Annotated in this window: 7 protein-coding genes; 5 read left to right on the forward strand and 2 right to left on the reverse strand. The window is 69.9% G+C overall.

What is annotated here, in order from left to right; translation table 11 throughout:
• Positions 1-177 precede the first annotated feature (177 nt).
• The 3 genes from ACFYPC_RS32545 (at position 178) to ACFYPC_RS32555 (ending at position 4,754) form a co-directional block, all read left to right on the forward strand.
• A complete protein-coding gene (locus ACFYPC_RS32545; protein WP_391890059.1) occupies positions 178-2,244 on the forward strand; it encodes a M4 family metallopeptidase in 2,067 nt (688 codons plus the stop codon).
• Between the two features lie 282 nt (positions 2,245-2,526).
• Complete coding sequence (locus tag ACFYPC_RS32550) at positions 2,527-4,185, forward strand: M4 family metallopeptidase (RefSeq protein WP_391890062.1); 1,659 nt, start codon at positions 2,527-2,529, stop codon at positions 4,183-4,185.
• 62 nt (positions 4,186-4,247) lie between these two features.
• The gene (locus tag ACFYPC_RS32555) at positions 4,248-4,754 is read left to right on the forward strand and encodes a DUF1990 family protein (protein WP_391890065.1); all 507 of its coding nucleotides are present in this window, start codon (positions 4,248-4,250) and stop codon (positions 4,752-4,754) included.
• 39 nt (positions 4,755-4,793) lie between these two features.
• Here the strand turns inward: ACFYPC_RS32555 and glgP are convergent, their stop codons facing one another.
• Positions 4,794-7,418 (reverse strand): alpha-glucan family phosphorylase, encoded by a 2,625-nt coding sequence (glgP, locus tag ACFYPC_RS32560; RefSeq protein ID WP_391890068.1) that lies wholly within the window; start codon positions 7,416-7,418, stop codon positions 4,794-4,796.
• Positions 7,419-7,803: 385 nt separating this feature from the next.
• Here glgP and ACFYPC_RS32565 point away from each other — a divergent pair, with 385 nt between their 5' ends.
• Positions 7,804-9,027, forward strand: coding sequence for a S8 family peptidase (locus ACFYPC_RS32565; RefSeq protein WP_391890070.1), 1,224 nt, complete (start codon positions 7,804-7,806; stop codon positions 9,025-9,027).
• A 158-nt stretch (positions 9,028-9,185) separates the two neighbouring features.
• Here ACFYPC_RS32565 and ACFYPC_RS32570 read toward each other — a convergent pair whose 3' ends face one another.
• A complete protein-coding gene (locus tag ACFYPC_RS32570) occupies positions 9,186-9,662 on the reverse strand; it encodes a hypothetical protein (RefSeq protein WP_391890073.1) in 477 nt (158 codons plus the stop codon).
• Here ACFYPC_RS32570 and ACFYPC_RS32575 point away from each other — a divergent pair.
• The gene (locus ACFYPC_RS32575) at positions 9,604-11,670 is read left to right on the forward strand and encodes an alpha-1,4-glucan--maltose-1-phosphate maltosyltransferase (RefSeq protein WP_391890075.1); all 2,067 of its coding nucleotides are present in this window, start codon (positions 9,604-9,606) and stop codon (positions 11,668-11,670) included. The two genes, ACFYPC_RS32570 and ACFYPC_RS32575, sit on opposite strands and share 59 nt — an antisense overlap.
• The last annotated feature ends 70 nt before the right edge of the window (positions 11,671-11,740 follow it).

The raw sequence follows: 11,740 nt of genomic DNA on the forward strand, positions 1-11,740 counted from the left end.
ACAGCAACCCCACAGCACCACGGGCAACACCGCTGTGCAGTGCCGCAGCACCTCCGCACCTGCACCCGCACTGCACCCGCACCTGGTTCCGCGTACCGCCCTGTTCTGCCCGGACGGGCACCCTTCGTCCGGTCTCCCCTGGCCGTGCGACCCGCGGCCACGCAGAAGGAGTCAGTGTTGAGAAGCAGCTCCCCTCACAGACGCACCTCTCTCAGCTCCACCTCGCGCACCACGCGGCGCCGAGCCGCAGCCGTCGCCCTCGCCGGCGTCGCCGCCCTGATCGCCACGGCTGTCCAGTCGGGCGCCGCCACCGCCGCCCCGGAGAAGGCACCGTCGGCTGCGGGCAAGGTCAACCCGGGCGCCCTCAGCGTGAAGCTCTCCCCCGCACAGCGCGCCGCGCTGATCCGCGACGCCGAGGCGGTCAAGGCGGAGACCGCCGACGACCTGGGCCTCGGCGCCAAGGAGAAGCTCGTCGTCCGTGACGTCGTCAAGGACGCGGACGGCACGGTCCACACCCGCTACGAGCGCACGTACGACGGACTCCCGGTCCTCGGCGGCGACTTGGTGGTCGACACCGCCAAGTCAGGTGCGACCGAGGGCGTCGTCAAGGCCACCCGGTCCGCCATCGAGCCGGTGACGACGAGCGCCGCGCTGCCCGCCGCCAAGGCGGAGAAACAGGCGCTCACGGCCGCCAAGGCGGAGGAGGCCAAGAGCCCCGACGTCAACCAGGCGCCGCGCAAGGTGATCTGGGCCGCGAGCGGCACGCCCACGGTGGCCTGGGAGACGGTCGTCGGCGGATTCCAGCACGACGGCACCCCGCAGGAGCTGCACGTCGTCACGGACGCCACGACCGGCGCGAAGCTGTACGAGTGGGAGGCCATCGAGACCGGCACCGGCAACACGGTGTACTCCGGCTCGGTCACCCTCGGCACCACACAGTCCGGCACGACGTACAACCTCACCGACGGGGCGCGCGGCAGCCACAAGACGTACAACCTGAACCGCGCCACCTCCGGCACCGGCACGCTCTTCTCCGGCGCCGACGACGTGTGGGGCAACGGCCTCGCGTCCAACCTGGAGTCGGCCGCCGCCGACGCCCACTACGGCGCGGCGCTGACCTGGGACTACTACAAGAACGTGCATGGCCGCTCCGGCATCAAGGGCGACGGCGTGGGCGCGTACTCGCGGGTCCACTACGGCAACAACTACGTCAACGCCTTCTGGTCGGACAGCTGCTTCTGCATGACGTACGGCGACGGTTCGGCCAACGCCAACCCGCTGACGTCGATCGACGTGGCCGCCCACGAGATGTCGCACGGCCTCACCTCCGCCACCGCGGGGCTCGTCTACAGCGGCGAGTCCGGCGGCCTCAACGAGGCGACCTCCGACATCTTCGGCTCCACGGTCGAGTTCTACGCCGCCAACTCCTCCGACGTCGGTGACTACCTCATCGGCGAAGAGATCAACATCAACGGCGACGGCACACCGCTGCGTTACATGGACCAGCCGAGCAAGGACGGCGCGTCCAAGGACAGTTGGTACTCCGGGATCGGTTCGATCGACGTCCACTACTCCTCGGGCCCGGCGAACCACTTCTTCTACCTGCTGAGCGAGGGCAGCGGCTCCAAGACGATCAACGGGGTCACCTACAACTCGCCGACCGCCGACGGGCTCCCGGTCACCGGGATAGGCCGCGCCAAGGCGGAGCAGATCTGGTTCAAGGCGCTCACCACGAAGTTCACGACGACCACCAACTACGCGGCGGCGCGCACCGGCACCCTCGCGGTGGCGGGTGAGCTGTACGGCACCACGAGCGTCGAGTACGCGGCGGTGCAGGACGCGTGGGCGGGCGTCGCCGTCGGAGCGCGCTCCGGTGGTGGCGGCGGTGGCGGCGGTACGTCGTTCGAGAACACGGCGGACGTATCGATTCCGGACAACGGAGCGGCCGTCACCTCGCCGATCTCCGTCACGGGGCGTACCGGCAACGCGCCGACGAACCTCGCGGTCGCCGTGGACATCGTGCACACCTACATCGGTGACCTTCAGGTGCAGTTGGTCGCGCCCGACGGCACGGCGTACACGCTGAAGGCCTACAGCACCGGCGGCAGCACGGACAATCTCAACACCACCTACACGGTGAACGCGTCCTCCGAAGTCGCCAACGGCACCTGGCAGTTGAGGGTCCAGGACAACGCGGCGATAGACACCGGCTACATCAACAGCTGGAAACTGACGTTCCCGTAGACGTCACCGCAGGCAGGGCGCCGTCCCGGAGGTTCAACTCCCCGGGGCGGCGCCCTCTTTGCCTGGTCCGGGGTTTGCTTTGGCGTCTCCTTTACGGAGACCGGGCCCACATCGCACACAGTGATCTTCGGCCAGAGAACATTTTTCAGCCAAGATTCATTAGGCCTCCTGACATGTACGCGCCCCGAATGTCACTCTTCCACCGCACGGCTCACCCGCACCGCAACTTCACCTTCCGTTCGGACACCCCATGCCGTCCGGTCGCCCCACAAAGGAGTTCGCGTGACCCCCCTCTACGCGCGTCACAAGCGCACCACTCTGGCCATCGCCACCGCAGTCGCGGCCGGAGCGCTGCTCGCCACCGGTATGACCACCGGTGCTTCCGCGGAGTCCCAGGCGGCCCCCACGGCCAAGCCGGCCCTCCCCGGCGCCCAGATCCAGCTGTCCGCCTCGGCACGCACCTCGCTCATCCAGGAGGCGCAGGCCGCGACCCCCGAAACCGCTGACGAGATAGGCCTCGGCGCCAAGGAGAAGCTGGTCGTCAGAGACGTCACCCAGGACGCGGACGGAACGCTCCACACGCGCTACGAGCGCACGTACGACGGACTCCCGGTCCTCGGCGGCGACCTGGTCGTCCACGAGAGCGCGTCCGGCAAGACCGAGGGTGTCACCAAGGCGACGAAGGCGACCATCAAGGTGGCCTCCCTCAAGCCGATCATCACCACCGCGAAGGCCGAGCAGCAGGCCCTGACCGCCGCCAAGGCCGCCGGCTCGGATAAGACCGAGGCCGACAACGCGCCCCGCAAGGTGATCTGGGCGGCGAACGGCACGCCGACCCTCGCCTACGAGACGGTCGTCGGCGGTCTCCAGGAGGACGGCACCCCGAACGAGCTGCACGTCATCACCGACGCGGCCACCGGCGCGAAGCTCTACGAGTACCAGGGCATCGAGACCGGCACCGGCAAGAGCCAGTACTCGGGCACCGTCACCCTCGGCACCACGCTGTCGGGCTCGTCCTACCAGCTGACCGACACCTCGCGCGGCAGCCACAAGACGTACGGCCTGAACCGCGCCACCTCCGGCACCGGCACCCTGTTCACCGACGCGGACGACACCTGGGGCACCGGCGTGGCCTCCAGCTCGGGCACCGACCAGACCGCGGCCGTCGACGCCGCGCACGGCGCGCAGACGACCTGGGACTTCTACAAGAACACCTTCGGCCGCAACGGCATCAAGAACAACGGCGTGGCCGCGTACTCCCGCGTCCACTACGGCAACGCCTACGTCAACGCCTTCTGGTCCGACAGCTGCTTCTGCATGACGTACGGCGACGGTACCGGCAACACCAAGCCGCTGACCTCGCTGGACGTGGCGGGCCACGAGATGACCCACGGCGTCACCGCCAACACCGCGGGCCTCACCTACAGCGGCGAGTCGGGCGGTCTGAACGAGGCCACCTCCGACATCTTCGGCACGGCGGTCGAGTTCTACGCCGCCAACTCCTCCGACGTCGGTGACTACCTCATCGGCGAGAAGATCGACATCAGGGGCAACGGCACCCCGCTGCGCTACATGGACCAGCCGAGCAAGGACGGCGCGTCGGCCAACTACTGGTCCTCCACGCTGAAGAACCTGGACGTCCACTACTCGTCCGGTCCGGCGAACCACTTCTACTACCTGCTGAGCGAGGGCAGCGGCGCGAAGACGATCAACGGGGTGAGCTACAACTCCCCGACGTACAACGGCTCCACCGTCACCGGCATCGGCCGGGACAAGGCCAACCAGATCTGGTACAAGGCCCTGACCCAGTACATGACGTCGACGACCACGTACGCGGGCGCCCGCACGGCGACCCTGAGTGCGGCGTCGGCGCTCTACGGCTCCACGAGCACGGAGTACGCAGCCGTGGCAGCGGCGTGGAGCGCGGTCAACGTAGCCTGACATAGCGGACGGGCGGTACCCGGAGAGAAGGCAACTCCGGGTACCGCCCTACGCTGTGCCCCATGCCCTACACGTACGAGGACGTGGGCGCGACCCGCGAGGACCGCTGCCCCCCGGGCTTCCACCGACTGCACGTCCGCACCAGGATCGGCGAGGGCGAAGCGGTCTTCCGCCGGGCCTCCGAGGCCCTCATGACCTGGGAGATGCACCGGGAGCTGAGCGGCGTCAGCATCACCTCCGACGCCGCGAAGGCAGCCCCCGGCGTCGATGTGCTCGTCGGCCTCGGCCCCATCAAGGCCCCCTGCCGCGTCGTCTGGACGGTCGAGGAGTACCGCCGCACCGCCTGGGCGTACGGCACCCTCGCCGGCCACCCCGAGTGCGGCGAGGAAGCCTTCGAGATCACCCGCACCGGCGACGGCACGGTCTGGCTCACCATCACCGCCTTCAGCCGCGCCGCCAAGTGGTACGCCCGCGCCGGCGGCCCGGCGACGCGTGGGCTGCAGCACGCGTACGCACAGCGGTGCGGGAAGGTGCTGCGAAGGCTGTGCGCGCCGTACGAGCAGATCTGACCCGCACCCACTGAGCGCCTCCGGCCGAGGATCAGTCGCTCACCTCATCAACACCCCCGCCGCCTCCACCAGTTCCTCCGAAGGAACCGCCACAAGCCCCAACTCCGCACTGGACGCCAGCAGTCGATGCGTGGGCAGGATCCGTACCGTGTAGCCGAACGGCCCCGTCCGGTCCAGGGACAGCGGGCCCTCGTACGTCCAGCGGCCCTCCGGGTCCGGGCCGCCCACCGGTTTCAGCGGTACGCACACCGCGTCGGCGATACGGTCGTCGGCGTCGACGCGGCCGGCGACGGCCTGGACCTCGACGTCGTCGGGGGCGAGGCCGCCGAGGGCGACGCGGACGTGGACGGCGAGGGTGGTGCCGAGTTCGGCGGTGGTCGTGGCGGAGGCGGCCTCCACGTGGTCGACGGTGACCTGCGGCCAGGCCGAGCGGACGCGGGACTTCCAGCCGGCCAGTTCGCGGGCGGTGTCCGGGGTGAGGGAGCGGTGGGCGCGGGCGGCGGGGGCGTACAGGCGCTCCACGTACTCGCGGACCATCCGGCCCGCCAGGACCTTCGGGCCGAGGTGACTCAGGGTCTGGCGGACCATCTCGATCCAGCGGTCGGGCAGGCCGGCCTGGCCGCGCTCGTAGAAGCGCGGGGTGACGCGCTGCTCCAGCAGGTCGTAGAGCGCCGCCGCCTCCAGGTCGTCACGGCGGTCGTCGTCCGTCGCCGTGCCGTCCGCCGTCGGGATCGCCCAGCCGAAGTCGGGCCGGAACCACTCGTCCCACCAGCCGTCCAGGACGGACAGGTTGAGGCAGCCGTTGAGCGCGGCCTTCATTCCGCTCGTCCCGCACGCCTCCAGCGGACGCAGCGGATTGTTGAGCCAGATGTCGCAGCCCGGGTACAGCTTCTGCGCCATCGCCATGCCGTAGTCGGGCAGGAACACGATCCGGTGGCGCACCCGCGGGTCGTCCGCAAACCGGACGAGCTCCTGGATCAGGCGTTTGCCGCCGTCGTCGGCGGGGTGGGCCTTGCCCGCGATGACGATCTGGATCGGCCGCTCGGGGTGCAGGAGCAGATCCATCAGCCGGTCGCGGTCGCGCAGCATCAGGGTCAGCCGTTTGTACGAGGGGACGCGCCGCGCGAAGCCGATGGTCAGGACGTCAGGGTCCAACACGCCGTCGATCCAGGCCAGTTCGGCACCGCCGGCGCCGCGCTGCCGCCAGGACGCGTGCAGCCGTTCCCGTACCTCCACCACCAGCTGCTCGCGCAGGACGCGCCGCAGATCGAAGATGTCCTGGTCCGGGATGTCGGCCACGGCGTCCCAACGTTCGGAGCCGCCGACCGTCATCGCGTCCTCGGCGCGCTGGGCGCCGATCTGCCGGGCGCCGAGCCGGAAGACCTCAGGCGCCACCCAGGTCGGCGCGTGCACGCCGTTGGTCACCGAGGTGATCGGCACCTCGTCCGGGTCGAAGCCCGGCCACAGGCCCGAGAACATCTCCCGGCTGACCTGACCGTGCAACAGCGAGACTCCGTTGGCCCGTTGGCCCAGGCGCAGCCCCATCACCGCCATGTTGAAGAGGTTCGGCTCGCCTCCGGGATAGGTCTCCATGCCCAGGCCCAGAACGCGTTCCACGTCGATGCGCGGGAGTTCGGCGTCCGCACCGAAGTGGCGGGCGACCAGCTCCCGGTCGAAGCGGTCGATCCCGGCGGGCACGGGGGTGTGGGTCGTGAAGACCGTGCCGGCCCTGACCGCCTCCAGGGCGGCCTCGAAGTCCAGCCCCTCGTCGGCGAGTTCGGCGATCCGCTCCAGACCGAGGAACCCGGCGTGCCCCTCGTTCGTATGGAACACCTCGGGCCGCGCATGGCCCGTCAGCCGGCAGTACGTCCGTACCGCGCGCACCCCTCCTATGCCGAGCAGCATCTCCTGCAGCAGCCGGTGCTCGCTGCCGCCGCCGTACAGCCGATCGGTCACCCCGCGTTCCCCGAGGTCGTTCTCCTCCACGTCGGAGTCGAGCAGCAGCAGCGGCACCCGGCCGACCTGCGCCAGCCAGATCCTGGCCCGCAGCGCGCGCCCACCGGGGAGGGCCAGCGAGACCTGCGCCGGTGAGCCGTCGCCCTCGCGCAGCGGCACCACCGGCAGCTCGTTCGGGTCCAGGACCGGATAGTGCTCCTGCTGCCAGCCGTCCCGGGAGAGAGACTGCCGGAAGTAGCCGTGCCGGTACAGCAGTCCCACGCCGATCAGCGGAACGCCCAGGTCACTGGCAGCCTTCAGGTGATCACCCGCGAGGATGCCGAGACCCCCTGAATACTGCGGCAGCGCGGCCGTGATGCCGAACTCGGGCGAGAAGTAGGCGATGGCGGCGGGCAGGTCCGGGGTCTGTGTCTGGGTCTGGTACCAGCGGTCGCCGGTCACGTAGTCGCGCAGATCGTCGGCGGCCGCGGCAAGCCGGCGCAGAAAACGCCGGTCCTCGGTGAGCTCCGCGAGACGCCCGGGCGGCACACTGCCGAGCAGGCGTACGGGGTCGCCGTCGGAGGCGGCCCAGCGCTCGGGGTCGACGGACTGGAAGAGATCACGGGTCTCGGCATGCCAGGACCAGCGCAGGTTGCGTGCCAGGTCACTGAGCGGGTGAAGGGCTTCGGGGAGTACGGGGCGGACGGTGAACCTACGGATTGCCTTCACTGATGCCACCTTCACTTCACAAAGGACGTAACGGAGGACGGAAGCGGCAGGAGCACGGAAGCCAGGACGTGCCCGGTGTGGGGACGCACGCCTTTGTGCGCCCTTCGTCACCCACGACGGTAGCGGCGAGAGTGCCTCCGCAACTACGGCGCATCGAGGTCCGCGAGAACCGGACCGTCGGCGATCACTCCCCCCGTTACTTCGGCGGAAATTCGCCGCAACTTTCACGTGTCCCCCATGGCCGGTATGGCCGATTCCGCCCACCTGGGCGCCCTTGTGGTGCTTCACACCGCACGGCAGGCTGCCAAGTGGCGTGCCCGCCGACCCCCGTCCACCGCGGACCGGTATCGGCCGGAGTGCGCCGTCAAGGAGGGGAACTCGAGCCATGGCACAGACGGGACACGGGCGTCTGCGCCGGGCGGGAGGTCTCACCGCGGTCGCGACGGCCGCGGTGCTTTCGGCCACCATCCTGCCCGCGCACGCCGCCCCGGAGGGGCAGATAGTCGGCGCCGGTACTCCCGGCTCCGTCAGCGGAAGCTACATAGTGACGCTCAAGGAAAGACCCCGGGGCGGATTCGACGGGGGAACGGGCGCTCTGTCCGAGGCGGACAAGAGCATCGCCGCGAAATACGGGGCGAGAATCAGCCACACCTACGGCACGGCCCTCAACGGCTACGCGGTGGAGGCCGGCGAGAAGCAGGCCCGGAGGCTCGCCGCGGACCCCCGCGTGGCCTCGGTCGTGCAGGACACCAGGGTGGTGGCCGAGGGCCAGGCGAATCCGCTCTCCTGGGGCCTCGACCGCGTCGACCAGCCGAGCCTGCCGCTCGACAGCCGCTACACCTGGCCCGGATCGGCGGGCAAGGGCGTGACGGCGTACGTGATCGACACCGGTGTCCGGATCACGCACAAGGACTTCGGCGGCCGGGCGAGCTACGGCTGGGACTTCGTCGGAAACGACAAGACCGCCAAGGACGGCAACGGACACGGCACGCATGTCGCTGGCACCATCGCGGGCACCAAGTACGGCATCGCCAAGAAAACCAAGGTCGTCGCCGTCCGCGTCCTGGACAACAACGGCTCGGGCACAACCGCGCAGGTCATCGCGGGCATCGACTGGGTGACGAAGCACGCGAGGAAACCGGCGGTCGCCAACATCAGCCTCGGCGGATACGCCAATCCGCAGCTCGATGCCGCCGTACGGAATTCCATCGCCTCCGGCGTGACGTACGCGGTCGCCGCAGGCAACGACGGACTGCCGGCCGGTCTCTACTCCCCCGCCCGGGTCGGGCAGGCGCTCACCGTGGGCGCCAGTGACCGGAGGGACGCGCGGGCGAGCTTCTCGAACACCGGCGCCTCGCTCGACCTGTTCGCACCGGGCGTGGCGATCACCTCGGCGTCGTACGCCAGTGACACGGGGAAGGCGACCTTCTCGGGTACGTCGATGGCGAGCCCGCACGTCGCGGGCGCCGCCGCGCTCTATCTGGCCGACCATGTCAGGGCCACCCCGGCCCAGGTGGGCAAAGCCCTGGTTAAAAAAGCGGTTCCGGGGAAGATCTCGGGCGCGGGGCTCGGTTCTCCGAACAGGTTGCTCCAGGTCGGTACCCCCTAGCACGCTGCGGGAACAGGGATCGGCCTCGCCCTCCGCGGACGGGGCCGGACTTGTGTGTAGACATACGCGTGAGTAGTTAACAATGTGCCGGTTGCCCACCCGAATAGGGTGGGAAGGCTCCCCCCGGTACACCCCGCAGACCTCACCTCCCCACACCCTCATCCGCCACCCACGTTGACGCGGACAGGAGCGGTCATGCCCGCCAAGCACCACACGTCGCCACCCCCGACGACCACCTCCGACACACCTCCGATAGGCAGGACCGCCGCCGGTCGCCGCACGCCGGAGAAACCCGCCGCCGAGACCGGGGCCGGGAGCGGCGCTGAGACCGGGACCGGGACCGCCGCCGAGACCGGGACCGGCTCGGGCAGTGGGACCTCCGGGACTCCGGCGGCGGAGGAGGCCACGACACCGACGGCAGCTACGACGTCGGCAGCACCTACGGATCCTGCGACGCCCTCGGCCGCGGCACGGGCGCCGGCACCGGCGACCGCCGCGGCGCCTACGACATCCGTTGAACCTGCGGCACCGGTAAAGACCACGGGGACCGTCGCCTCCGCCCCAGCCACCACGCCCGTGGCACCACCGGCCGGAATCAGCGCGGCCACCACGCCCGCCACGCCCGCCTCGGCCATCGGCCGCATCCCCCTCCTCGACGTCCGCCCGATCGTCGACCACGGCCGTTGGCCCGCCAAGGCGGTGGCCGGTGAGGCCTTCGAGGTCTCGGCCACGGTCTTCCGCGAGGGGCATGACGCGGTCGCCGCGAACGTCGTCCTGCGTGACCCGGAGGGCCGCACAGGCCCCTGGACGCCCATGCGCGAGCTGGCCCCCGGCACCGACCGCTGGGGCGCCACGGTGTCCGCGGGGAAAGAGGGCCACTGGACGTACACGGTGGAGGCGTGGGGCGACCCCATCACCACCTGGCGCCGGCACGCGGCGATCAAGATCCCGGCCGGCATCGACACCGAGCTGGTCCTGGAGGAGGGCGCGCGCCTTTACGAGCGGGCGGCCACCGGGGTGCCGAAGAGCAAGGGACGCCGGGACGCCCTCCGCACGGCTGCCGCCGCGCTGCGCGACGTGGAACGCCCCGCCTCGGCCCGTCTCGCCGCCGCCCTGACCCCCGAGGTCGACCGGATCCTCGCCCGCCATCCACTGCGCGAACTCGTCACGTCCTCCGAGCCGCTGCCCCTGAAGGTGGAGCGCGAACGGGCCCTGTACGGCTCCTGGTACGAGTTCTTCCCGCGCTCCGAGGGCACGCCCGAGCGACCGCACGGCACGTTCCGTACCGCCGCCGAACGCCTGCCCGCCATCGCGGAGATGGGCTTCGACGTCCTCTACCTGCCGCCGATCCACCCCATCGGCACGACGTTCCGCAAGGGCCCCGACAACACACTGTCGGCGACCCCCGAGGACGTCGGGGTGCCCTGGGCGATCGGCTCCCCGGAGGGCGGCCACGACGCCGTCCACCCCGACCTCGGCACCATCGACGACTTCGACGCGTTCGTGCGCCGGGCAGCCGACCTGCACCTTGAGGTCGCCCTGGACTTCGCGCTCCAGTGCTCCCCCGACCACCCGTGGGTGCACAAGCACCCGGAGTGGTTCCACCACCGCCCCGACGGCACGATCGCCTACGCCGAGAACCCGCCGAAGAAGTACCAGGACATCTACCCGATCGCCTTCGACAAGGACATGCCGGGACTGGTCCAGGAGACGCTGCGGGTGCTGCGGTACTGGATGAGCCATGGCGTACGGATCTTCCGCGTCGACAACCCGCACACCAAACCGGTGGTGTTCTGGGAGCAGGTCATCGCCGACATCAACCGCACCGACCCGGACGTGATCTTCCTGGCGGAGGCGTTCACCCGCCCCGCGATGATGCACACGCTGGCGAAGATCGGTTTCCAGCAGTCGTACACCTATTTCACCTGGCGCAACACCAAGGATGAGCTGACCGAATACCTGACCGAGCTGTCGGGCGAGGCGGCCGCCTACATGCGGCCCAACTTCTTCGTCAACACCCCGGACATCCTGCATGAGTTCCTCCAGCACGGGGGGCGCCCGGCCTTCGAGCTGCGTGCCGTACTCGCCGCGACCCTGTCGCCGACGTGGGGCGTGTACAGCGGCTTCGAACTCTGCGAGAACACCCCGCTGCGCGACGGAAGCGAGGAGTATCTGAACTCCGAGAAGTACCAACTCCGGCCGCGGGACTGGGAATCGGCGGAACGTGAGGGCCGCAGCATCGCGCCCCTGCTGGGCAGGCTGAACGCGATCAGGCGCCACAGTCCGGCCCTTCGCCAGTTGCGCAATCTCCACTTCCACCACACGGACCAGGAGTCGGTGATCGCGTACTCGAAGTCGATCGCGGACCCCGGGGACACGACGGGCACAGGCGGTTCGAACACGGTTGTGGTTGTGGTCAACCTCGACCCCCACCACACCCAGGAGGCGACGGTCTCGTTGGACATGCCACAACTCGGCCTGGACTGGCACGAGTCCGTGCCGGTGCGCGACGAGCTCACCGGCGAGACCTACTACTGGGGCAGGGCGAATTATGTGCGTCTTGAGCCAGGGCACAGGCCCGCGCACATTCTCACCGTCCTGCGACCGTCCTCACCGCAGATCGGAGGGTCACCCACCACATGATCGTCAACGAGCCCGTCCCGGACACGTTCGAGGACACCCCGGCCAAGGACCGCGATCCCGAGTGGTTCAA

The sequence above is a fragment of the Streptomyces sp. NPDC005808 genome (assembly GCF_042871385.1).
Lineage (GTDB): Bacteria > Actinomycetota > Actinomycetes > Streptomycetales > Streptomycetaceae > Streptomyces.

Excerpts from the sequence above, each read along its gene's own strand:
- ACFYPC_RS32555 (WP_391890065.1), top strand. The coding sequence starts at position 4,248 with ATGCCCTACACGTACGAGGACGTGGGCGCGACCCGCGAGGACCGCTGC.
- ACFYPC_RS32565 (WP_391890070.1), top strand. The coding sequence starts at position 7,804 with ATGGCACAGACGGGACACGGGCGTCTGCGCCGGGCGGGAGGTCTCACC.
- ACFYPC_RS32570 (WP_391890073.1), bottom strand. The coding sequence starts at position 9,662 with ATGGCCGAGGCGGGCGTGGCGGGCGTGGTGGCCGCGCTGATTCCGGCC.